This is a genomic window from Sphingomonas naasensis, assembly GCF_004792695.1.
Classification (GTDB): domain Bacteria; phylum Pseudomonadota; class Alphaproteobacteria; order Sphingomonadales; family Sphingomonadaceae; genus Sphingomonas; species Sphingomonas naasensis.
Genome location: NZ_SRXU01000006.1, coordinates 1 through 22,423, shown reverse-complemented (window position 1 = coordinate 22,423; position 22,423 = coordinate 1). Strand labels below are relative to the sequence as shown.

17 protein-coding genes are annotated in these 22,423 nt (G+C 68.6%); 12 read left to right on the top strand and 5 right to left on the bottom strand.

What is annotated here, in order from left to right; genetic code table 11:
• Nucleotides 1–24 precede the first annotated feature (24 nt).
• From E5A74_RS13740 to E5A74_RS13720, 5 genes are read left to right on the top strand one after another with little or no spacing between them, the layout of a single operon-like run.
• Nucleotides 25–1,647 carry a sodium/sugar symporter gene (locus tag E5A74_RS13740; protein ID WP_135985935.1) on the top strand — a complete coding sequence of 541 codons (1,623 nt, stop codon included), beginning with the start codon at nt 25–27 and terminating at the stop codon, nt 1,645–1,647.
• Nucleotides 1,647–2,513, top strand: coding sequence for a 2-dehydro-3-deoxygalactonokinase (locus E5A74_RS13735; protein WP_135985933.1), 867 nt, complete (start codon nt 1,647–1,649; stop codon nt 2,511–2,513). Before E5A74_RS13740 ends, E5A74_RS13735 begins: the two co-directional genes overlap by 1 nt.
• Complete coding sequence (locus E5A74_RS13730) at nt 2,510–3,139, top strand: 2-dehydro-3-deoxy-6-phosphogalactonate aldolase (RefSeq protein WP_135985931.1); 630 nt, start codon at nt 2,510–2,512, stop codon at nt 3,137–3,139. The genes E5A74_RS13735 and E5A74_RS13730 overlap by 4 nt, the downstream gene beginning before the upstream one ends.
• Before the next feature lie 40 nt (nt 3,140–3,179).
• A complete protein-coding gene (locus E5A74_RS13725; protein ID WP_276469526.1) occupies nt 3,180–4,673 on the top strand; it encodes a tryptophan halogenase family protein in 1,494 nt (497 codons plus the stop codon).
• Nucleotides 4,670–6,073 (top strand): tryptophan 7-halogenase, encoded by a 1,404-nt coding sequence (locus E5A74_RS13720; RefSeq protein ID WP_135985927.1) that lies wholly within the window; start codon nt 4,670–4,672, stop codon nt 6,071–6,073. The genes E5A74_RS13725 and E5A74_RS13720 overlap by 4 nt, the downstream gene beginning before the upstream one ends.
• Here E5A74_RS13720 and E5A74_RS13715 read toward each other — a convergent pair.
• From E5A74_RS13715 to E5A74_RS13705, 3 genes are all read right to left on the bottom strand, one after another.
• A complete protein-coding gene (locus E5A74_RS13715) occupies nt 6,070–7,506 on the bottom strand; it encodes an efflux transporter outer membrane subunit (RefSeq protein ID WP_135985925.1) in 1,437 nt (478 codons plus the stop codon). The genes E5A74_RS13720 and E5A74_RS13715 overlap by 4 nt on opposite strands.
• Nucleotides 7,507–7,622: 116 nt before the next feature.
• Nucleotides 7,623–10,811, bottom strand: coding sequence for an efflux RND transporter permease subunit (locus E5A74_RS13710; protein ID WP_135985923.1), 3,189 nt, complete (start codon nt 10,809–10,811; stop codon nt 7,623–7,625).
• 5 nt (nt 10,812–10,816) lie between these two features.
• Nucleotides 10,817–12,046, bottom strand: a complete 1,230-nt coding sequence (locus E5A74_RS13705; RefSeq protein ID WP_240699832.1) for an efflux RND transporter periplasmic adaptor subunit — start codon at nt 12,044–12,046, stop codon at nt 10,817–10,819.
• Nucleotides 12,047–12,441: 395 nt separating this feature from the next.
• Between E5A74_RS13705 and hisS the strand changes: the two genes are divergently transcribed.
• From hisS to E5A74_RS13675, 6 genes are all read left to right on the top strand, one after another.
• Nucleotides 12,442–13,692 carry a histidine--tRNA ligase gene (gene hisS / locus E5A74_RS13700; protein WP_135985920.1) on the top strand — a complete coding sequence of 417 codons (1,251 nt, stop codon included), beginning with the start codon at nt 12,442–12,444 and terminating at the stop codon, nt 13,690–13,692.
• On the top strand, nt 13,689–14,762 hold the full coding sequence (gene prfA, locus E5A74_RS13695; RefSeq protein ID WP_135985919.1) for a peptide chain release factor 1: 1,074 nt from the start codon (nt 13,689–13,691) through the stop codon (nt 14,760–14,762). Before hisS ends, prfA begins: the two co-directional genes overlap by 4 nt.
• Nucleotides 14,763–14,873: 111 nt before the next feature.
• Nucleotides 14,874–15,686 (top strand): peptide chain release factor N(5)-glutamine methyltransferase, encoded by an 813-nt coding sequence (gene prmC, locus E5A74_RS13690; protein WP_135985917.1) that lies wholly within the window; start codon nt 14,874–14,876, stop codon nt 15,684–15,686.
• A gap of 258 nt (nt 15,687–15,944) precedes the next feature.
• On the top strand, nt 15,945–16,790 hold the full coding sequence (locus E5A74_RS13685; protein WP_206365865.1) for a DUF4167 domain-containing protein: 846 nt from the start codon (nt 15,945–15,947) through the stop codon (nt 16,788–16,790).
• 82 nt (nt 16,791–16,872) lie between these two features.
• Nucleotides 16,873–18,279, top strand: a complete 1,407-nt coding sequence (locus E5A74_RS13680) for a DUF4139 domain-containing protein (RefSeq protein WP_135985913.1) — start codon at nt 16,873–16,875, stop codon at nt 18,277–18,279.
• A 2-nt stretch (nt 18,280–18,281) separates the two neighbouring features.
• A complete protein-coding gene (locus E5A74_RS13675; RefSeq protein WP_135985912.1) occupies nt 18,282–19,799 on the top strand; it encodes a DUF4139 domain-containing protein in 1,518 nt (505 codons plus the stop codon).
• On the opposite strand, the gene E5A74_RS13670 is transcribed toward E5A74_RS13675, so the two are convergent.
• Nucleotides 19,796–20,098, bottom strand: a complete 303-nt coding sequence (locus E5A74_RS13670) for a hypothetical protein (protein ID WP_135985910.1) — start codon at nt 20,096–20,098, stop codon at nt 19,796–19,798. The genes E5A74_RS13675 and E5A74_RS13670 overlap by 4 nt on opposite strands.
• Nucleotides 20,099–20,163: 65 nt before the next feature.
• Between E5A74_RS13670 and E5A74_RS13665 the strand changes: the two genes are divergently transcribed.
• Complete coding sequence (locus E5A74_RS13665; protein WP_135985908.1) at nt 20,164–20,592, top strand: CBS domain-containing protein; 429 nt, start codon at nt 20,164–20,166, stop codon at nt 20,590–20,592.
• On the opposite strand, the gene E5A74_RS13660 is transcribed toward E5A74_RS13665, so the two are convergent.
• The gene (locus E5A74_RS13660) at nt 20,589–22,067 is read right to left on the bottom strand and encodes a lipopolysaccharide biosynthesis protein (RefSeq protein ID WP_240699809.1); all 1,479 of its coding nucleotides are present in this window, start codon (nt 22,065–22,067) and stop codon (nt 20,589–20,591) included. The two genes, E5A74_RS13665 and E5A74_RS13660, sit on opposite strands and share 4 nt — an antisense overlap.
• Nucleotides 22,068–22,423 lie beyond the last annotated feature (356 nt).

Below are 22,423 nucleotides of genomic sequence, written 5' to 3'. Positions count from 1 at the left end.
TCCCGCGGGGCAGGGAGGAAGCCAATGACCAGTCTCTCGCACATCGATCTGATTGTCGTGATCGTCTACGCCATAGGCATTTTCGGCCTGGCGCAATGGGTTAGCCGCGAAAAAGCGGGGCACGCCAAGGATACGTCGGACTATTTTCTCGCATCCAAGTCGCTGCCCTGGTGGGCGATCGGCGCATCGCTGATCGCAGCGAATATTTCCGCCGAACAAATCGTCGGAATGTCGGGCTCGGGCTATGCCATCGGCCTCGCGATCGCCTCCTATGAGTGGATGGCGGCGCTCACGCTGCTGATCGTCGGCAAGTTCTTCCTGCCGATCTTCCTCAAGAACCAGATCTACACGATGCCGCAGTTCCTCGAACAGCGGTTCGGCCCCACCATCCGCACGGTGATGGCGGTGTTCTGGCTCGTGCTCTACGTATTCGTGAACCTGACCTCGATCATCTGGCTCGGCTCGGTCGCCGTCACCCAGGTCGCCGGCATCAACCAGGATGTCGCGCTGATCGGTCTCGGCACCTTCGCCTTGCTCTATCAGATCCGCGGCGGCCTCAAGGCAGTTGCGCTCACCGACATCGTCCAGGTCACGTTGCTCGTCCTCGGCGGGCTCGTCGTCTCGTACCTGACGCTCACCAAGATCGGCGGCGACGCCGGCCTGATCGGCGGCTTTACCGAGCTCACGCGTCGCGTCCCCGGCCATTTCGACATGATTCTGTCGAAGGACAATCCGCACTATAAGGACCTGCCCGGCATCGCCGTGCTGGTCGGCGGCATGTGGATCGCCAACCTCTCTTATTGGGGCTTCAACCAGTACATCATCCAGCGCGCGCTGGCGGCGAAGAGCCTGCCCGAGGCGCAGAAGGGCGTGATCTTCGCGGGCTTCCTCAAGCTGCTGATGCCGGTGATCATCGTCCTGCCGGGCATCGCCGCGGTGGTGCTGGCCCCCGATCTCGCCAAGCCTGACCAGGCCTATCCGACGATGATGGCGCTGCTGCCGACCGGGCTGCTCGGCCTCGTCTTCGCGGCGCTGATCGCGGCGATCATCGCGTCGACCGCGTCGAAGATCAATTCGATCGCGACGATCTTCACGCTCGACATCTACGCCAAGATGAAGGGCGTGCAGACCCAGGCCGAAGACGCCGAGGGTAGCCGGGCGCGCGAGACCAGGTTGGTGCTCGTCGGCCGGATCGCCGCGGTGGTCTCGATCATCATTGCGATGGCGACCGCGCGGCCGCTGCTCGGCAGCCTCGATCAGGCGTTCCAGTACATCCAGGAATTCTCGGGCTTCGTGACTCCGGGCATCACCGTGATCTTCCTGCTCGGCCTGTTCTGGAAGGGCGCGACCGAGGCAGGGGCGCTGGTCGGCGCGGTGGCATCGGTGCTGCTGAGCTTCCTGTTCTGGTTCCCCGCCCAATATGGCGGCATCGAAGCGCTCAACGCCGTGCCGTTCATGAACCGCATGATGATCGTGTTCTTCGCATCGCTCGCCCTTGCGGTGATCGTGTCGCTGGCCCGGCCGGCGCGGTCGGAGAGCAATCTGATCACGATGGAAGGCGTCAGCTTCCGCACCACCACGGGCTTCAACGTGGCGGCGGTGATCATCATCCTGATCCTCATCGCACTGTACGCGACCTGGTGGTGATGGGCTTCGGCAGCACCTTCCTCGCCGTCGACTGGGGCACGACCAACCGGCGCGTGTTCCTGATCGACGGCGGCGCGGTCGTCCGCACCGAGCGTGACGACAAGGGCGTCACCTCGGTGGAGGACTTCGCCGCCGAGGCAGTGGCGATCCGCGAACGGTTCGGCGACTTGCCGATGCTGCTCGCGGGAATGGTCGGATCGAATATCGGTTGGCGGCCGGCGCCCTATGTCGCCGCGCCCGCCGGCGTCGCCGAGCTCGCGGCGGGGCTGCTGTGGATCGACGATCGCACCGCGATCGTGCCGGGGATCTCCACGCTGATCGACGGCCGGCCCGATGTAATGCGCGGCGAGGAAGTCCAGCTGCTCGGGGCCGTCGCCGCGGGACTGGTCCCGGCGGATGCGCTGCTCGCCCAGCCCGGCACGCATTGCAAATGGGTCGAGATGGCGGGTGGCAAGGTCGCCGATTTCGTCACGGCGATGACCGGCGAGCTGTTCGCATTGCTCCGCAAGCACGGCTTGCTCGCCGCGCAGCTGAGCGGCGAGGTCACGCTCGGCGATGCGTTCCTCGAGGGGGTCGAGGCCGGCAAGCGCCGTGATCTCGCGGCGTCGCTGTTCGGCATCCGTGCGGCCAAGATGCTCGGCCAGCGCGACGATGCCGATGCGGCGTCCTATGCCTCGGGGCTGCTGATCGGCACCGACGTTGCGGCCCGGCTCGCGACTTCGTCGCACGACACCGTCCATATCCTCGCCGATCCGGTGCTGGGCGGACTCTATGCCGCGGCCATTCAAGCGCATGGCCGCAATGCCCATCTGATCGACAGCCACGCCGCGTTCGTCGCGGGAATCAACGAGATCGTGAGACAATGACCCATATCGCCGCCTTCGACGCCGCCTTCGCCCGCTGCCCGCTGATCGCGATCCTGCGCGGCGTCGCGCCGCACGAGGTCGAGGGGATCGGCGATGCGCTGGTCGAGGCCGGCTTCACCCTGATCGAAGTGCCGATGAACTCGCCCGATCCGCTCGACAGTATCGCGCGGCTGGCAAAGCGGCTCGCGGGCAAGGCCGTGATCGGTGCGGGCACCGTGCTCACCGAGGCGCAGGTCGCGCAGGTCGCCGCGGCGGGCGGCACGATGATCATCTCGCCCAACGCCAATGTGAAGGTGATCGCCGCCAGCGCCGCGGCCGGGCTGGTCTCGCTGCCCGGCGTGGTCACGCCCACCGAGGCCTTCGCCGCGATCGACGCCGGCGCGACCGCGCTCAAGCTCTTCCCCGCGGAAGGGTCGAGCCCGGCGATCCTCAAGGCGATGCGCGCGGTGCTGCCCCGGGACATGCGCCTGCTGCCCGTCGGCGGGATCGCGCCCGACACCATGGGCCCGTGGCGCGCTGCGGGTGCCGAGGGCTTCGGGCTCGGCTCGGCGCTGTACAAGCCGGGCCTCACCGCGGCCGAGGTCGGCGCCAATGCGCGCGCCTTTGTTTCGGCACTGGCGAGCTGACGCGATAATCGCCTACACCCGCGCCCGGAGAGGGGGCGAGGTGAACCAGCCACGCAAGAGAGTGATCATCGTCGGCGGCGGCACCGCCGGCTGGATGGCCGCGTCCGCCATCGCGAAGCTGCTGCCGCACGCGGTCGAGGTGACGCTGATCGAATCGGCCGAGATCGGCATCGTCGGGGTCGGCGAGGCGACGCTGCCGCATCTGCGCGCCTTCATCGAGACGCTCGGGCTCGACGAGGCCGAGTTCATGGCGGCGACCCATGCCACCTGGAAGCTCGGCATCGAGTTCCGCGATTTCGGCAAGCCGGGCGATCGCTATCTCCACCCGTTCGGCGATTTCGGTCGGCCGCTCCACGACATCCCCTTCCTCCATTGGTGGCTGCGGATGCACGCGCTCGGGCAGGGCGGCGACATCGCCGACTATTCGGTCGCCAATGTGATGGCGGCGCAGCGCCGCTTCGCTCGCCCCGCCGAGGATCCCGACGCGCTGCTCGCCAGCTATGGCTATGCCTATCAATTCGACGCGACGCGCTTCGGCCCGTTCCTGCGCAGCTTCGCCGAGGAGCAGGGGGTGACGCGCATCGAGGGCCGGATCGTCTCGGTCGAGCGCGACGGCGCGACCGGCGACGTCGCTGCGCTGCTGCTCGAGAGCGGGACGCGGATCGAAGGCGATCTGTTCGTCGATTGCTCGGGCTTTCGCAGCCTGCTGCTCGGCGATGCGCTCGGCGAGGAATGGGAGGATTGGTCGCACTGGCTGCCCTGCGACCGTGCGATGGCCTTGCCCTGCGCCGCGCCGCCGGGCGAGATCGAGCCGCTCACCCGCGCCACGGCGATGCCCGCGGGATGGCGCTGGCGCATCCCGCTCCAGCACCGCGTCGGCAACGGCTATGTCTATTCGAGCGCCCACCTGTCCGATGACGCGGCATCCGCGGCGATCCTCGCCGCGGTCGAGGGCGAGCCGCTCGCCGATCCGCGCGTGCTGCGCTTCCGCGCCGGGCGTCGCAAGCGTAGCTGGTCGCACAATGTCGTCGCGGTCGGGCTCGCCTCGGGGTTTCTCGAGCCGCTCGAATCGACGAGCATCTATCTGGTCCAGGTGGCGATCCAGCAGCTGATCGCGCTGTTCCCGATCGGCGGAATCGCGGAGGTCGATCGCGACGCGTTCAATGATCAGGTCGACTATGAATATGACCGGATCCGCGACTTCCTGATCCTCCACTACCACGCCAGCACGCGCGACGATTCGGAGTTCTGGCGCGCCGTTCGCCACATGGCGATCCCGGACAGCCTCGCGGAGAAGATCGAACTCTTTCGTCGCGCCGGGCGAATCCAGCGCTACAGCCGCGGCCTGTTCTTCGCGCCGAGCTGGATCGCGGTGATGATCGGGCAGGGGCTGGTGCCCCAGGGCTGGGACCAGCGCGTCGACGCCGCCGATCCGCGCGCGCTCGGGCAGGCGCTCGATCGGCTGCGTAGCCAGATCGCCGCCGAGGTCGCGACCCTGCCCGGCCATCGTGCCGCGCTGGGGCTGCCGGCATGAGCGATCGCGCGATCCGCAGCCTCGCCATTCTCGGCGGCGGCATCGTCGGCCTGTCCGCCGCCGCCGCCTTCGCCCGCGCGTTGCCGCAGCTTGCGGTCAGCGTGATCGAGACCGCGCCCGATCCGGCCGCGCTCGCCGATCGGCTGCCAGGCAGCACCAGCACGATCCACCGCTTCCACGCGCGCATCGGGCTCGACGAGGCGACGCTGCTCCGCGCCGGCGCCGCGGTGCCGCGGCTCGGGCTCCGCTTCGAGAACTGGCCCGCCGGTGCCGCGCGCTGGTTCCACGTCCATGGCGAGCACGGCGCGCCCGCGGGCAACGTCGCGTTCCACCAGCTCTGGGCGCGGGCACGTCGCGAAGGTCGCGCCGAGGCCTGGCATCGCCACGCGGTGGCCGGCGTGCTCGCCGAGGCGGGCAAGTTCGTCCATCCCCGGCCCGGCACCCCGTTCGCCGCCTTCGACTATGCGCTGCGGCTCGTCTCCGAACGCTATTGCGCCGCCCTCGCCGCGCTGGCCGCTTCCTTGCGCGTGACTGGCCTCGCGGGGGCGTTCGGCGGAATCGAGCGGCGCGCCGATGGCGGCGTCGCGGCGCTGCTGCTCGCCGGCGGTCGGCGGATCGAGGCCGATCTCTATATCGACGCGTCCGGCCCCGCCGCGCCGCTGGCCGCCGCCCTCGCCCCCGGCTTCGAGGACTGGAGCGCGACGCTGCCGTTCGATCGGCTCGATCTCGGCGCGGCGCCCGCCAGCGCCGCCGATCCTGCCGACACGATCATCGGCGGCCAGGCGGGCTGGCAATTCGCGGCGCCGCTGCCGGGCAAGACCATCCTCGGCCGCGTCCACGGCGATCGCGGGGAGGGGCAGTCGATCGCGATACGCCCCGGCCGGCGCAGCACGCCCTGGACGCACAACGTCGTCGCGCTCGGCGACGCGGCGGTCGCGCTCGATCCGCTGCACTGGCCCAATCTCCACCTCGCCCAGAGCGGCATCATGCGCGCGATCGAGCTGCTGCCGGGGCGTGACTGCCACCCGGTCGAGATCGCCGAGTATAACCGCCGCGCCAATGCCGAGGCCGAGCGGATGCGCGACTTTCAGGCGCTCCACTATCTTCGCCTCGGCCTGCCGATCGCCGTTCCCAACAGCCTCGCGCGCATCCTCGCGCTGTTCGAGCGGCGCGGCCAGTTCGTCCACGAGGATGAGGACAGCCTGCTCGAGGAGATCTGGATCTCCGCGTTGCTCGGCCTCGGGGTGCTGCCGCAGGCGATCGATCCCTCGGCCGCCGGGGTGCCGGCCGAGGTTGCAGCGGCGGGGATGGCGGAGATGCGCGCCGGCCTCGCCGCGCTCCCGGCACGCGTGCCGGCCTATGCCGAGTATCTCGCGCGTTGCGAGATTCCGGCCGTCTAGGGCTGGGTGCTAACCGTCTCGGGCCCCTGCGGCGTCGCCTGCAGCAGCGAATCGCCGCCCAGCGTGCGGTACAGCGTCACGAGGTTGCTCGCCTGCACCAGCCGCGTGTTCACCAGCGTCCGCCGCGCCGAATAGAGCGAGCGCTGCGCGTCGAGGCTCGACAGGAAGGTGTCGATCCCGCCGCGATAGCGCGCCTCGGCCAGCCGGAAGGTATCGGCGGCGGCACTCTCCTGCGCCTGCGTCGCGCGGAGCTGCTCGGTGATCGTCCCGCGCCGCGCCAGCGCATCGGCGACTTCGCGGAACGCCGACTGGATCGCGCGCTCATAGCTCGCCACCGCGGCGTCGCGCTGCGCCTCGCTCAGTCGAACATTGGCCTTGCCGGCGCCGGCGTTGAAGATCGAATAGCTCGCGTCGCCGCCGGCCGACCAGTTGAACCCGCTGCCGCTGAACAGCCCGGTCAGCGCGTTGCTCGCCAGCCCGAGCAGCCCGGTCAGCGAGATGCGCGGGAACAGCGCCGCGCGCGCCGCCCCGATCTCGGCATTGGCGGCGCGCAGCTGATATTCGGCCTGAACCACGTCCGGCCGACGCAGCAGCACCCCCGAATCGACCCCCGCGGGCAGCTCCGCGATCGTCGGCGCCGCCTCGTCGAGCGATTTGGGCAGCAGCGCCGGATCGATCGGCGCGCCGACCAGCAGCTGGAGCGCGTTGATATCCTGCGCCAGCGCGGTGCGCTGCTCGGCGAGATCGGCGCGCGCGCCTTCGAGCACCTGCTCGGCCTGGCGCAGATCGGTGCGCGGCGCGATCCCGCCCTGCAGCCGGGCGCGGGTCAGGCGGACGCTGTTCCCGGCATTGGCCGCGGTATCCTGCGCGATCTGGAGCAGGCTGGCATCGGCGGCATAGGTCAGCCACGCGCTCGCGATATCGCCGACCAGCGTCAGATAGGTCGCCCGCGCGCCGGCTTCGGTGGCGAAATAGCGATTCTGCTCGGCGCGGGTGAGCGAGGCGACACGGCCGAACAGGTCGAGCTCGAACCCGGTGATCCCGACATCGGCGGTGAACCGCGTGCGCGGATCCGATCCCGAACTGGCCGCGGAATTGCTGCTCTGTCCGCCCGAAACGGTGGCGCCGGCGCCCGCCGAGACGTCGGGCAGGCGATCGGCGCGCTGGATGCGATATTGCTCGCGCGCCGCGCGGATGTTCGCCGCGGCAAGGCGCAGATCGCGATTCTCGGTCAGCGCCTGCTCGATCAGCTTCTGGAGCCGCGCATCGCGGAAGATGTCGCGATAGGTGACCGCGGGCAGCGCCGCTTCGCTCTGCCTGAGATAGGCATCGCCGACCGGCCAGCCCGGCGGCACCGGCGCGGCCGGCTGGATATATTTCGGCTCCATCGAGCAGCCGGCGAGCGCCAGCGCCGCCATAACCCCCATCGTCATCCCGGCCTTGTGCCGGGATCCACCGTGCGGCTGGAGGACGGACAAGCGGCGAGGGCCTTTCGATTGCGGCGAAGCGGACGCCGGCACGTCGGCCGGGGTGATGAAGGGGGGATGCCTCATGCCTGCGCCTCCCGGTTGCGCCCGAACCGCGCACGGGCGGCCTTGAGCCCGTCGCGCACGCCGCGGCGGACCAGCACGAAGAACAGCGGGATGTAGAAGATCGCGAGGATCGTCGCGGTCAGCATGCCGCCGATCACCGCGGTGCCGATCGCGATGCGGGCATTGGCGCCGGCGCCGGTCGAGATCGCCAGCGGCATCACGCCGAAGATGAAGGCGAGGCTGGTCATCAGGATCGGGCGGAGCCGGATGCGGGCCGCCTCGATCGCGGCGTCGATCACGCGCTTGCCTTCCTTCTCGGCGCGCTCGGCGAACTCGATCATCAGGATCGCGTTCTTGGCGGCGAGGCCCATGGTGGTGAGCAGGCCGATCTGCAGATAGACGTCGTTCTGCAGCCCGCGCAGCGTCACCGCGAACACCGCGCCGATCAGGCCCAGCGGGATCACCAGCAGCACCGCCACCGGGATCGACCAGCTCTCGTACAGCGCCGCGAGGCACAGGAACACGACGAGCAGTGACACCGCGTAGAGATAGGGCGCCTGGCCCGAGGACAGCCGCTCCTGGAACGACAGCCCCGACCAGGCGACGCTGGTGCCGGGGATCTGCGCCGCGAGCGTCTCCATCTTGCGCATCGCCTCGCCCGAGCTGGTGCCCGGCGCGGCCTGGCCCTGGATCTCGAAGGCGGGAATGCCCTGGAAGCGCGACATGGTGGTCGGCGCGGTCGCCCAGCTGGTCTGCGCGAACGAGGAGAAGGGCGCCATCTCCCCGCTGCGCGAGCGGACGAACCATTCGTTGATGTTCTCGGGATTAGCGCGGAACTGCGCATCGCCCTGCACATAGACGCGCTTCACGCGGCCGCGATCGATGAAGTCGTTGACGTAGCGGCCGCCCCAGGCGGTCGACAGCGTCGAGTTGACGTCGCCCTGGCTCAGCCCGAGCGCCGAGAGCTTCTGCTGGTCGATATCGACCTTGAGCGTCGCGACGTCGGGAAGGTCGGAGAGGCGGACCTGCGCGAGCTCCGGATCGGCATTCGCCGCGGCGAGCAGCTTGTCGCGCGCGGCAAGGAACTGCTCGCGCGACATGCCGCTGGCATTCTGCAGCTGCATGGTGAAGCCGCTCGACTGGCCGAGTCCGCGGATCGCCGGCGGGACCAGCGCGAAGACCTGCGCGTCGCGGAAGTTGCGGAAGGCGCCCGCGGCACGCTGGACGATCGCGTCGGCGGCATTCTCCTTGCCGTGGCGCAACGACCAGTCGGCGAGATTGATGAAGCCCTGGCCGGTGTTCTGGCCGCTCGCGCCGCCACCGCCGCCGCCGCCGGTGACGGTGAACATCACCGAGGTGTTCTTCGTCTCCTGCTCCATGAAATAGCGCTCGACCGCCTTCTGCACTTCCTGCGTGCGGCTCTGCGTCGCACCCGCGGGCAGGCGGAACTGCACCGATGCCGCGCCCTGATCCTCGGTCGGCAGGAAGCCGGTGGGCAGCCGCGTGAACATCAGCACCAGCAGCGCGCAGACCAGCGCGTAGATTAGCAGGAACAGCCATTTGCGGTCGACGACCCTCGTCACCGCGCCGGTGTAGCGCTCGACGCCGCGGTCGAAGTTGCGGTTGAACCAGTCGCGCGCCTTGCCGAAGAATTCGCCGACCGCGGGGAAGCGCCGCTCGACCCAGCCATTATGCTCCTCGCTCTTCTTCTTGAGCAAGGTCGCGGTGAGCGCCGGCGTCAGGATCAGCGCGACCAGCACCGAGAGCACCATCGCCGAGACGATCGTCACCGAGAACTGGCGATAGATCACGCCGGTCGATCCGCCGAAGAACGCCATCGGCAGGAACACCGCCGAGAGCACCAGCGCGATGCCGACCAGCGCCATCTGGATCTGCTCCATCGACTTGATCGTCGCGTCGCGCGGGGAGAGATCGGGATCCTCCTCCATCAGCCGCTCGACATTCTCGACCACGACGATCGCATCGTCGACGAGCATGCCGATCGCCAGCACCAGCCCGAACAGGGTGAGCGTGTTGATCGAGAAGCCGAGCGCGTAGAACACCGCGAAGGTGCCGAGCAGCACCACCGGCACCGCGACGAACGGGATCAGCGTCGCGCGAACGCTCTGCAGGAAGATGAACATCACGATGACGACGAGGATGATCGCCTCGATCAGCGTCTTCACCACTTCGTGGATCGAAAGCTCGATGAACGCCGTGGTGTCGTTGGCGAAGGCGTATTTGAAGCCGGCCGGGAAGCCGCGCGCGATCTGGTCGACCTTGGCCTTGACCAGGTCGGCGGTCTCGAGCGCGTCGGCGCCGGGGGCGAGGCTGATCGCGATGCCTGCGCCGGGATGGCCGTTGACCCGGCTGACCGCGTTGTAGCTCTCGGCGCCGAGCTCGACCCGCGCGACGTCCTTGAGCAGCACATTGGCGCCGCTGGTCTCGGTCTTGAGGATGATCTGCTCGAACTGCGCCGGGGTCTGGAGCCGCGACTGGGCGGTCACGGTGGCGTTGAGCATCTGCGTGGCCGGCTGCGGCTGGCCGCCGATCTCGCCCGCGGCGACTTCGGTATTCTGGTTCTGGATCGCGGTGATGACGTCGCTCGGCATCAGCGAGAAGCTGGTCAGCCGATCGGGGTTGAGCCAGATTCGCATCGCATAGGGCGCGCCGAACACATTGGTGTCGCCTACGCCCGGGACGCGCGCGAGCGGGTCCTGCAGGTTCGAGGCGAGCCAATCGGACACGTCCTGGTTGGTGCGCTTGTCGGTCTCGTCATAGACGCCGACGATCAGCAGGAAGTCGGGGTTGGACTTGGTGACGCGCAGCCCCTGCTGCTGCACTTGCTGCGGCAGGCGCGACAGCGCCTGCTGGACCTGGTTCTGGACCTGGACCTGCGCGATGTCGGGATCGGTGCCCTTCTCGAAGGTCGCCGAGATGTTGACCTGCCCGCGCGAGGTCGAGGACGAGCTGAAATAGATCAGCCCGTCGATCCCGGTGAGCTGCTGCTCGATCACCTGGGTGACCGAGTTCTGCACCGTCTCCGCCGAGGCGCCGGGATAGGAGGCGCGGATGTTGACCTGGGGCGGGGCGACGTCGGGATATTGCGCGATCGGCAGCGACAGGATCGCGCCGACGCCCATCAGCATGACGATGATCGCGATCACCCAGGCGAAGATCGGGCGATCGATGAATACGCGGGACATCTAGATCAGCCGCCCTTCTTCGCCGCGCCGCCCTGCGCGCCTTGTCCGCCCTGCGCGCCGGGCTTGGCCGGCTCGATGCGCTGCGGCTCGGTATAGGGGACGGGCCGGATCTCGGCGTCGGGGCGCAGGTTCGCAGTGCCCTGCACGATCACCTTGTCGCCCGGCGCGAGGCCTTGCGTCACCACCCAGTTCGCGCCTTCGGTGCGCGTCGCGACGACGGTGCGCGCGATCGCGCGGTTGCCCGGGCCGACCACCCACACGGTCGCGTTGCCGCGCGGATCGCGCGACAGCCCGGCCTGCGGCACGAGGAAGGCCTGATGGTCGATCGCCTGCGCGAACGACGCGCGGGCGAACATGCCGGGGAGCAAGATGCCCTCGGGATTGGGGAAGCGCGCGCGCAGCGTCACCGTCCCGGTATTCTCGTTGACCATCACTTCGGAGAATTCGACCGTCCCGGTCTGGCTATATTCGCTGCCATCCTCGAGCCGGAGCCGCACGGTTGCGCTCGCCGGCGTCAGGCCGCCCTTCGCCATCGCCTTGCGCAGCGCGAGCATCTCGGCGCTCGACTGCTGGATGTCGACGAAGATCGGGTCGAGCCGCTGGATCACCGCGAGCGGATCGGCCTGGTTGCCGGTGACCAGCGCGCCCTCGGTGACCAGCGAGCGGCCGATCCGGCCGGTGATCGGGGCGGGGACGCGGGTGAAGCGCAGGTTGATCTGCGCGGTGCGCAGCTGCGCGTTGTTCTGCGCAACCGCGGCATCGGCCTGGCGCGCCTGCGCGGCGGCGTCGGTATAGTCCTGCTGGCTCACCGCCTCCATCTTGGCGAGCGGACGATAGCGCTCGGCGCGGATCTTTGCGGCCTCGGCGCTGGCGCGGGCGCTCTGTAGATTGGCCTGCGCCTGCGACGCCTGCGCCTGATAGAGGCTCGGATCGATCTGGTAGAGCGTCTGCCCGGCGCGGACGATCGTGCCTTCGGTGAACAGCCGGCGCTGGACGATCCCGGCGACCTGCGGCCGCACCTCGGAGGTCTGGAACGCGGTGACCCGGCCCGAAAGCTCGGTGACCAGCGGCACGCTGCTCGGCTGGACGACGACATAGCCGACCTGCGCCGGCCCGCTCTGGCCGCGTCCGCCCTTTTTCTGGGCGTCGCCGCCGCCGCTGCCGCACGAGGAGATGAGAAATGCCGCAGCCACCAGCGCGGTGGCCGATCGACCGGAAAGGTTCGAGGGCTTCAGATTCAATTCGCAGACCCGCTCATAGCACACCCTCGGACAGGGGCGCGGTTCAGTTCCGAAACTCGCCCATAGGCAGGCGGTTGCGCGCCATCTAGCGAAGAAATGTATCAGATTGTGTCAGACATGATCCAGATACACGAAAGGCCGCTTCCCCTGCGGGAAACGGCCTTTCCATTGTCAGCCGCTGCGGCGAGCGACCAGATATCCAATGCCTCAGGCGGCAGTCCCGCTGGAGCGAACCGAAGCCCGAGTGCGCGCCGCAGACGGCGTGTGACAATGAGACATTCGATCACCTCCTTCCATGTTGTTGAACTTGGTAAGGAATATGGGCGTCGCGCGCGCGATTTAAAGGGGAGTGGCGCAACTGCGCGCGAGGCCCTAGAAGCGCCCGCCAAATGGCACGTATCGAAACCCCCAAGCGGATCCGGGGCACCCAGGACATTTTCGGCGAGGAGCAACGGCGCTTCGCGCAGGTGCTCGACACGTTCGAGCGCGTCCGCCGGCTCTATTGCTTCCAGCGCGTCGACATCCCGGTGTTCGAGGCGACCGGCGTGTTCGCCCGCTCGATGGGCGAGACCTCGGACGTGGTCTCGAAGGAGATGTACAGCTTCGAGGATCGCGGTGGCGATTCGCTGACGCTGCGCCCCGAATTCACCGCCGGCATCGCCCGGGCCTACATCACCGAGGGCTGGCAGCAATATGCCCCGCTCAAGCTGGTCACCGCGGGGCCGGTGTTCCGCTATGAGCGCCCGCAAAAGGGCCGCTTCCGCCAGTTCCACCAAGTCGACGCCGAGATCATCGGCGCGCCCGAGCCCGCGGCGGACGTCGAGCTGCTCGTCCTCGCCGACCAGCTGCTCCACGAGCTCGGCATCCACGAGGGCGTGACGCTCCAGCTCAACACGCTCGGCGACGCCGCGACGCGCGACGCGTGGCGCACAGCTTTGGTCGCGCATTTCGAGGCGCACCGCGAAGCGCTGTCCGAGGACAGCCAGCTCCGGCTCGACAAGAACCCGATGCGCATCCTCGATTCGAAGGACCCGCGCGACCGCCCGATCGCCGATAGCGCGCCCGATATCGACGCCTACCTCACCGAAGAGGCGGCGTCCTTCTTCAAGGCGGTCACCGACGGGCTCGATGCGGCGGGGGTGGCATGGACCCGCAACAGCCGTCTCGTCCGCGGGCTCGATTATTATCGCCACACCGCGTTCGAATTCGTCACCGATCGCCTCGGCGCGCAGGGCACCGTGCTCGCCGGCGGGCGCTATGACGGGCTGATCGGCTCGCTCGGCGGCCCCGAGACGCCGGGCGTCGGCTGGGCGGCAGGCGTCGAGCGGCTGGCGATGCTGATCGCGGAGCCGGCGAGGGAGACCGTCGACATCGCCGTGGTCGCCGAAGCCGACGAGTTCGCCCTCGCCGCGATCGCGCTCGTCGCCAAGCTCCGCCGCGCTGGCTTTTCGGCCGAGGCGGTGGTCACCGGCAGTCCGCGCAAGCGCTACGACAAGGCGCTGAAGAGCGATCCCGCCCACACGATTGCGCTGTCGCGCCGGGACGGGCAGGTGCATGTCGGCGAGCGTTCCTTGCACGCCCCGCCGCATCCGGACCAGTTCAGCGTCATCGTCGATTCCGTGACGGCGACGCTGTCATGATCTCGATCCCCGCCGACCGCATCGCCGCGATCGAGGCGCGCCGTGACGAGCTGCAGGCGCAGATGGCGACCGGCGACCTGCCGGGCGACAAGTTCGTGCAGATCTCCAAGGAATATGCCGAGCTCGAGCCGGTCGCGCTCGCCGCGGGCGAGGTCCGCCGGCTGCGCCAGGAGGCCGAATCGCTCCAGCACATGACGCAGGACGCCGATGAGGAGCTCCGCGCGATGGCGTCGGAGGAGCTGCGCGCCAATCAAGAGGCGCTCGCCGTCGCCGATCGCAAGCTGGCGCTGGCGCTGCTGCCGCGCGATGCGGCCGATCAGCGCCCCGCGATGCTCGAGATCCGCGCCGGGGTGGGCGGCGACGAGGCGGCTTTGTTCGCCGGCGATCTGCTGCGCATGTACCAGCGCTATGCCGATCGCATGGGCTGGCGGGTCGAGCTGATCTCGACCTCGGACGCGGAGTTCGGCGGCTACAAGGAGGCCGTGCTCAGCGTCACCGGCCCGGGCGTGTTCGCCAAATTGAAGTTCGAGAGCGGGGTTCACCGCGTCCAGCGCGTCCCGGTCACCGAGGCGGGCGGCCGCATCCACACCTCGGCGGCGACCGTCGCGGTGCTGCCCGAGGCCGAGGAAGCCGATATCCGGATCGACGAGAAGGATCTCCGCATCGACATCTACCGCGCCTCGGGGCCGGGCGGGCAGGGGGTCAACACCACCGATTCGGCGGTGCGCATCACCCATTTGCCGACCGGCACGATCGTGATCCAGCAGGACGAGCGCTCGCAGCTCAAGAACAAGGCCAAGGCGATGAAGGTGCTCCGCACCCGCCTCTACGAGGCCGAGCGCGAGCGGCTCAACGCCGCGCGGGCGGGCGCGCGCCAGTCGATGGTCGGCTCGGGCGATCGCTCGGAGCGCATCCGCACGTATAATTTCCCGCAGGGCCGCGTCACCGATCACCGGATCAACCTGACGCTCCACCGCCTCCCCGAGATCCTCGAAGGCGAGATGGACGAGCTGGTCGGCGCGCTGGCCGCGCAGGACGAGGCCGATCGGCTGGCGCAGCTGGATGGCTGAAAACCCCCTCCCGTTCAGGGGAGGGGTTGGGGGTGGGGCCTGGCCGTCTCACCGGGCCTTTCGCGTGCGGCACTGCCCCACCCCAACCCCTCCCCGGAACGGGAGCGGCCTATGATACGGCAAGCCCTCACCGACGCCGCCCGGCGCCTCGCCGCCGTCACCGACACCGCGCGTCTCGACGCCGAGCTGCTGATGGCGCACGCGCTCGGCGTCACCCGCAACGATCTGCTGCTCCGTCACCTCGACGACTCCGTCCCCGACAGCTTCGAAGCCCTCCTCCAGCGCCGTCTGAACCACGAGCCCGTCGCCTATATCACCGGCACCCGCGCCTTCTGGACGATCGATCTGCGGGTCGGCCCCGGCGTGCTGATCCCGCGCCCCGACAGCGAGACGCTGATCGAGGCGGCGATCGCGCATTTCGGGGGGCGCGCGCCCGCGACGATCCTCGATCTCGGCACCGGCCCCGGCACGCTGCTGCTCGCTGCGCTCGATCAATGGCCGGAGGCGCGGGGGCTGGGCGTCGACGCCTCCGAACCGGCGCTCGCTTATGCCCGCGCCAATGCCGATCGTCTCGGCATGGCTGCCCGCGCCGCATTCCGCATCGGCGACTGGACGCAGAGGATCGAGGGCCGGTTCGATCTGATCCTCGCCAACCCGCCCTATATCGGCACCGCCGAGCCGCTTCCCGCCGAGGTTCGCGATCACGAGCCGGCCGCCGCGCTGTTCGCCGGTCCGGACGGGCTCGACGACTATCGCCGCATCGTCCCAGCGCTGCCGCAGCTGCTCGCCGAGGGCGGCGCGGCGGTGCTCGAAATCGGATGGACCCAGGCCGATGCGGTCGCGGCGCTGGGGCGCGACTGCGGCCTCTCGCCCGCCATCCACCGCGATCTCGGCGGCCGTCCCCGCGTGGTACTACTTACTTGAAACCGATGGTCCGGCGTCCCATATTTCTGCTTGGAGATTGGTGCCGCACGGGCTAAGACAGCGCCGGGGCGAGGCACTTTCAACCAAGTTGTTGAAATAAGGGGCTACGGCCCACTCCATGGTCATGTGAGCCGTTGCAGTCCGACGGCCGTGGCAGGGCGGAAGCGCTGACAGGGGCGCTGTCCGCAAGTGTAACGTGCATCCGGGACCCCGAATGGATCGACGGACGGCTTAAGTAGACAGGACATACAGACCTTGATGAACAATCGTCAGGCTAACAACGGTCGCCGTCGCGGCCGTGGCGGTCAGCAGCGCCAGGGTGGCAACCCCAACCAGGGCAATGGCAACCGCATCGACAATCGCGCACGCGGCAACGCGGCGCAGCTGCTCGAGAAATACAAGAATCTCGCCCGCGACGCGCAGATGCAGGGCGATCGGGTCAACGCCGAATATTATCTTCAGTTCGCCGATCACTATTTCCGGGTGCTGAGCGAGAATCGCTCGCGCTTCGAGGAGGCGAATCCGAACCAGCGCCAGCCGCGTCCGAGCAACGACATCGACGGCGACGACGATGATTTCGACTTCGAGGCCGAAGGCAATCGTGGCGACGAGCAGCCGCAGCGCGACGACCGTCCGCAGCGCGAGCCGCGCTACGAGCGTGAGCCGCGTCAGGACCGCGAAGCGCGCCGCGACCGCGACGATCGCGAGCCGCGCCAGGAGCGCGAGCCCCGTCAGGAGCGTGAGCCCCGTCAGGATCGCGAGCCCCGCGAGGGCCGCGATCGCGATGGCCGCCGGGATCGCCGCCCCAACGGCAACACCAATGGCTATGCCAATGGCCACGCCGCCGAATCGCAGGATGCGCCCGAGCTGTTCAACGAGCAGCGCGATGCCGGCGAGGAGCGTCCCGCCCGCCCGGCGCGCGGGCGCCGTCCGCGTCGCGACGAGAGCGGCGAGGCCGAGGCAGCGCAGGGCATCGACGCCGCGGTGCTGCCGCCGGCCTTCGGTGCCGAGGCGGCCGCCGCCAATGACGCCGAGGAAGCGCCCAAGAAGCCGCGCCGCCGTCGCACCAAGAGCGACGAGGCCGAGGTTCCGCCGGCGGCCTGATCATCGATTAACCGCGATGGGCTAGCCCTACGCAATCAAACTGCTAGCATCCTTCCCTGAGAAGGCCTTGGGGGAGGATGCTTTGCGTTTGACGGCTCTCATTCTGGTCGCGCTGCCCTGCGCCGCCCAGGCCCAGACCACCGCCGATTCGCCGGCCGACAGCCGCACCGCCCAGGGCGATGTCGCGGTCACCATCTACAACAACGATCTGGCGCTGATTCAGGACAAGCGCATGCTCGCGCTGCCGTCAGGGCGCACCCGGCAGGAATTCGCCGACGTCTCCGCCGCGATCCGGCCGGAGACGGTTACGCTCGCCGCGGCCAACACCGCGATCGTCGAGCAGAATTTCGATTTCGATCTGCTTACGCCCGACAAGCTGATGGACAAGGCCGTCGGCCAGCCCGTCACGCTGGTGAAGACCAACCCCGAGACCGGCGCCGAGACCAGCGAGAGCGCCCGCGTCCTCGCCAACAATGGCGGCACCATCGTCCAGGTCGGCAATCGCATCGAGGTTCTCAACGGTTCGCGCCGCGTGGTCTTCGCTTCGCTGCCTCCCAATCTGCGTGCGCGGCCGACCTTGTCGGTGACGCTCGACAGCAGCGTCGCCGGCACGCGTGCCGCGACGCTCAACTATCTGTCGAGCGGGTTCGGCTGGAAGGCCGATTATGTCGCTTTGTTCGATGAGGGCGCGGGCAAGATCGACGTGCAGGGCTGGATCACGCTCACCAACACCACCGGCACGACCTTCGCCAATGCGTCGACTTTGCTCGTCGCCGGCGCGCCGGGCAGCGGCGGCGGGTCGCGGGCGCGCTATGGCTATAACCCGTCGCGCAGCATGCCCGGCAGCGCGCCGGGCACCGAGACCGCATCGCGCGAGCAGCTCGGCGATTTCTACGTCTATCCGCTCAAGGAACGCACCACGATCGCCAACGCGCAGCAGAAGCAGGTCGGCTTTCTCGACGTCGCGGCGGTGCCCGCGGCCAAGGCCTATTTCTATCGCAATGGTTGGCTCGATGCTTCGGACGAGGCTAAGAGCGCCGACACCGTGCTGCGCTTCTCGTCGTCGCGCGAGGGTGGGCTCGGCGATGCGCTCCCCGCCGGCACGGTGCGCGTCTATATGCGCGATGCCCGCGGCCAGCCGCAATTCATCGGTGAGAGCAATATCGATCACACCCCGATGGGATCGCGGTTGGCGCTCAAGACCGGCGAGGCGTTCGACGTCAAGGTGCAGCCGATTGTGGTCAAGCGCGAGCGCATGGGTTCCAACCGCTGGCGCACGACGATGCAGTATAAACTCACCAACGCCCGCGCGCAGCCGGTGACGGTCGAGCTCGCCCAGGCCGGGCTCGACAGCTGGTGGACCGATACCCGCATCGAGAGCGAGAGCATCAAGAGCGACCGGACCAATTCCGACGAGGCGCTGTGGAAGGTTCCGGTGCCGGCCAATGGCGAGGCGGTGGTCGACGCCGTGTTCCTCACCCGCTTCTGAGCATGAAGCTGCTTCGCCTCGTGGCGGCGTGTGCAGCGACGATGCTCGCGATCGCGCCGGCGTCGGCGCAGGTCGCGACCTCGTCGGGGCCGGACAGCGTCTCGGTCACCATCTATCGCGAGCCCGGCCGCAGCGCCGATGCGGACATCGATCTCGAGTGGCTGACCGGCTATGCGCTGGTCACCGAGCGGCGCACCGTCGCGATTCCCGCGGGCCGCGCGGTGATCCGCTTTGAAGGCGTCGCTGGCGGGATCCTTCCCGAGAGTGCGATCGTCACCGGACTGCCGGCGGGCGTGCGCGAGAAGAATCTCGATGCCGATCTGCTCGCGCCTTACAGCCTCTATGCCCGCCATGTCGGACGACCGGTGACGATCCGCCGCACGATCAGGGGGAAGAGCGTCGAGGAGCGGGCGATCATCCGCTCAGGGCCTGACGGCGCCGCGGTGCTCCAGACGAAGGAAGGGTTCGTCGCGGTCAATTGCGGCCCGTCGCGCGACGAGCTCATTTATGATTCGATCCCCGAGGGGCTCACCGCCAGGCCGACGCTGTCGATCGAGACCGATTCGCCGCGCGCGGGCAAGGTGACGCTTACGCTCTCCTATCTCGCGTGGAATTTCGACTGGCAGGCCAATTACGTCGCAACGATGCGCCCCGACGGCAAAAGCGCCGACCTGCTCGCCTGGGTGACGCTCGCCAATGGCGACGTCACCGGCTTCGCCGATGCCGGGACGATGGTCGTCGCCGGCCGGCTCAACCGCGAGGACACCGAGCGCGCCGATCCGCCCGAGGGGAAGCCACTCGACGTCAATTGCTTCGCGCAGCCCCTGCCACCCGCCGAGCCGCTACCGCTGCCGCAAGCGGCCCCGCCGCCCGTGCCGGCGCCGATGGCCGGCATCGTGGCGGAAGACGCAGAAAGTATCGTCGTCACCGGCGCGCGCATGGCGACGCAGGAGGAGCTCGGCGACCTCAAGCTCTATCGCATTCCCGATACCACCACCGTCGCTTCGATGAGCCAGAAGCAGGTGATGATGTTCGACAAGAAGGCGGTGCCCGTGGACGTGCTCTACCGCGCGCAGGTCTCGGACGGCGAGGTGGGCCACGTCCAGCTCGCGCTGCGGGCGCAGAATCGCAAGGAGAAGGGACTAGGCATCCCGCTTCCGTCGGGGCGAGTCGCGGTGTTCGAGCCGCTGGGCGAGCGCCGGCTGCTTGTCGGCGAGGCCTCGCTCGACGACAAAGCCGTCAACGAGGAAGTCCAGCTCGACATCGCCGAGGCGACTCAAGTCACCGCCGATGTCGATTATGGCGAGGACGGCAACGACTGGGAGGAACAGATCCTCACCGTCACCAATGCCAATCCCTATCCGATCCGCTTCGAGGGTGAATTCGAGCAGACCGACGAATATCGCCGTACGCGGGTCTCGGCGCGGCTCGGCCGCCACAATGGCCACGACGTCTGGGCGGTGACGGTGCCCGCCAACGGCACCGCGACGCTGCGCTACCGCAAGGTCGACATCGACTAGTCGTCGAGGTCGATCGAGTCGCGCAGCCGGTCTTCGATCCGCTCGTCGTGCCCGGTGCCCGAGCTCAGGAACATCAGCCCCATCAGCGCCGCGGCGAGCATCACCGTGGTGAACACCCCGAGAAAGGTCGCGCTCGCGGTGACGAAGTCGAGCCCGCCCAGCCAATACCACAGCACCAGCTCGGCGATTCCCGCGACGAGCAGCGCGACCAGCGCCATCCCCTTGAGGATGCGCCGATAGCGTCCCCAGGCGAAGGCGGCATATTCGGGGTCGTCGAGATCGTGCCGCGGCGTGCCCATGGCTTTGCAATTGGGTGCGAATCATGGGAGAAACAACCGCCTGAACCCGAAAGCGGAGACGAGCGATGACGATCGCGGCAATCCTTGGGGGCAAAGGCCATGACGTGGTGTCGATCGCGGGGGATCGCAGCGTGGCCGAGGCGGCGGCATTGCTCGCCGCCCGACGAATCGGCGCCGTGCCGGTGATGGACGGCGATCAGGTCGCCGGCATCTTTTCCGAGCGCGACGTGATCTACGGCCTCGAGCGCGAAGGCGCCGCGGTGCTCGAGCGCCGGGTGCGCGAGGTGATGACCGCGCCGGCGCTCACCGTCGCGCCCGACGAATCGGTGCTCGGCGCGCTCGCGCTGATGACGAAGCGGCGCGTGCGGCATCTGCCCGTGGTCGAGCGCGGCCGCTGCATCGGCTTCATCTCGATCGGCGACCTCGTCAAATATCGCATCGAGCGGATCGAGGCCGATGCCGATGCGATGCGCGCCTATATCCAGGCCGTCTAGCCGCGCCGGTTGCGGACCAGCGCGACGACTTCGCTGAGCGTCGCGCGCGCGAACAGCGCCAGCCACCCGGCATAGATCGCGGCTCCGGCGGTGCCGAGCAGCGCGAGCTCGGCCAGCGCCGGCAGCGGCGGCAGCCCCCGCGCGAGCAGCGACACCAGCACCGCCATCGCGGCGGCGGCGAGCACCGGCGGCGCGAGCCCGTCGACCAGATCGCGAAAGCGCACCCCGATCACCGGCAGCGTCCGCCAGGTCGAGACCGCGAGATAGAGCGGATAGGCGGCGAACCATGCCGCGACGAGCCCCATGATCCCCCAATGCACCCCGACCAGAAACGCGGCGGGGAGCAGGATCGCGCCGGTCACGCCGTTCCGCGCGCCGATTCCCGGCCGTCCGCAGGCGTCGCTCGCCGGCGCATAGAGCGTCTGCAGCGTCATCATCGGCATCGCCAGCGCGAGCCAGTGGACCACCGGCGCCGCCTCGTGCCATTTGGGCCCGAGCACGACGTCGACCAAAGGCTGGGCGGTCACCGCGAGCCCGAGATAGAAGGGCATCGCGACGACGAAGATGATCCGCGCCGATTTGACGAACGCCGCCGCCATCGCCGCGCGGTCGTCCTTGATCCGGGCATAGGCCGAGAAGGCGACTTCGTTGAGCGGCGGGACGAATTTCGAGACGAAGATCTGGGTGAGGAACAGGCTGGTCGTATAGATGCCGAGCCAGTGCGGGTCGAACAGCCGGCCGGCGATGAACACATCGGCCTGGCTCTGGAGGAACCAGAAGATCTGCCCCGCCGCCATCACTCCGCCATAGCGCGCGATGTCGCCGGCGCCGCGAAAGTCGAAGCTCGGCCAGACCAAAGAGCCCGCCGCCCACGTCATGCCGATCGCGCGCACGCCGAACAAGGCGATCGGCGCGGCGACGAGGGTCCACACCCCGAGCCCGCACCATGCCCCGGCGAGCGCGGTGAGCGCGCCGGCGATCCCCGAGACGAAATTGACCTTGGCCTGTTTGCGGAAATCCATCTCGCGCGACAGCAGCGCATAGGGGAGGGCGATGAACGGCGTCGCCAGATAGAGCAACGCCTGGACGCGGAGCAGCTCGGCGACCATCGGCTGGCGATAATAGGCCGCGACGAGCGGCGCGCAGGCGAGCTGGAGCGCGGCGAGCGCGCCATTGAGCAGGATCAGCATCCCGAACAATTGCCGCTGCGCCTGCCGCCCGGCGTCGCCGCGCTGGATCAGCGCGCTGGCGAGGCCATAGCCGTTGAGCATGTTGAGCAGGACCAGCACGACCTGCGTCATCGCGAACAGCCCGTAATCGGCGGGGCTGAGCACGCGAATCACGATGAAGGTCGATGCCCAGGTGAGCAGCTGGCCGAGAATCTGGGTGCCCGAACGCCAGATCACGGCGCTGCGCACCTGGTCCTTGAGCGATTCGAGCCCCTGATTCGGGGATTGGGCGGTTGATTCGGTCACGCGCACGTCATGCCCGAACACCGGTTGAGATGGCGTAAAGCGCGGTTTTCCGCGGTTTTCGGCGGGATTTCAAAAAAGTGACAGAAAGTTCCACATCGCTGTTGACCGAATCAAAAGCCGCGCATAGAAGCCACTCCACCGCAGCGGTGCTCCACACCGGACGCTGAGGCGGTCACCAAAAACCAGGCGCACAGGTCGCCCCGAGAAAAAGGGGTAGGCTGGGGCGTCGGTCTTTTGCGCTCTTTGACATAGTGATTTAGATGAAGGGACATGTGGGCGGCGGCTCCGGGTCCTGGGTCCTCAAGGCTCAGGGTGCTCGGTAAAGCTTAAGCTGCTCGTACATGTCCTTTACACGT

Bases quoted from the DNA above. Each gene is read 5' to 3' on its own strand.
- E5A74_RS13740 (WP_135985935.1), top strand. From the start codon at position 25: ATGACCAGTCTCTCGCACATCGATCTGATTGTCGTGATCGTCTACGCC.
- E5A74_RS13735 (WP_135985933.1), top strand. From the start codon at position 1,647: ATGGGCTTCGGCAGCACCTTCCTCGCCGTCGACTGGGGCACGACCAAC.
- E5A74_RS13730 (WP_135985931.1), top strand. From the start codon at position 2,510: ATGACCCATATCGCCGCCTTCGACGCCGCCTTCGCCCGCTGCCCGCTG.
- E5A74_RS13720 (WP_135985927.1), top strand. From the start codon at position 4,670: ATGAGCGATCGCGCGATCCGCAGCCTCGCCATTCTCGGCGGCGGCATC.
- E5A74_RS13715 (WP_135985925.1), bottom strand. From the start codon at position 7,506: ATGACGATGGGGGTTATGGCGGCGCTGGCGCTCGCCGGCTGCTCGATG.
- E5A74_RS13710 (WP_135985923.1), bottom strand. From the start codon at position 10,811: ATGTCCCGCGTATTCATCGATCGCCCGATCTTCGCCTGGGTGATCGCG.
- hisS (WP_135985920.1), top strand. From the start codon at position 12,442: ATGGCACGTATCGAAACCCCCAAGCGGATCCGGGGCACCCAGGACATT.
- prfA (WP_135985919.1), top strand. From the start codon at position 13,689: ATGATCTCGATCCCCGCCGACCGCATCGCCGCGATCGAGGCGCGCCGT.
- prmC (WP_135985917.1), top strand. From the start codon at position 14,874: ATGATACGGCAAGCCCTCACCGACGCCGCCCGGCGCCTCGCCGCCGTC.
- E5A74_RS13685 (WP_206365865.1), top strand. From the start codon at position 15,945: ATGAACAATCGTCAGGCTAACAACGGTCGCCGTCGCGGCCGTGGCGGT.
- E5A74_RS13675 (WP_135985912.1), top strand. From the start codon at position 18,282: ATGAAGCTGCTTCGCCTCGTGGCGGCGTGTGCAGCGACGATGCTCGCG.
- E5A74_RS13670 (WP_135985910.1), bottom strand. From the start codon at position 20,098: ATGGGCACGCCGCGGCACGATCTCGACGACCCCGAATATGCCGCCTTC.
- E5A74_RS13665 (WP_135985908.1), top strand. From the start codon at position 20,164: ATGACGATCGCGGCAATCCTTGGGGGCAAAGGCCATGACGTGGTGTCG.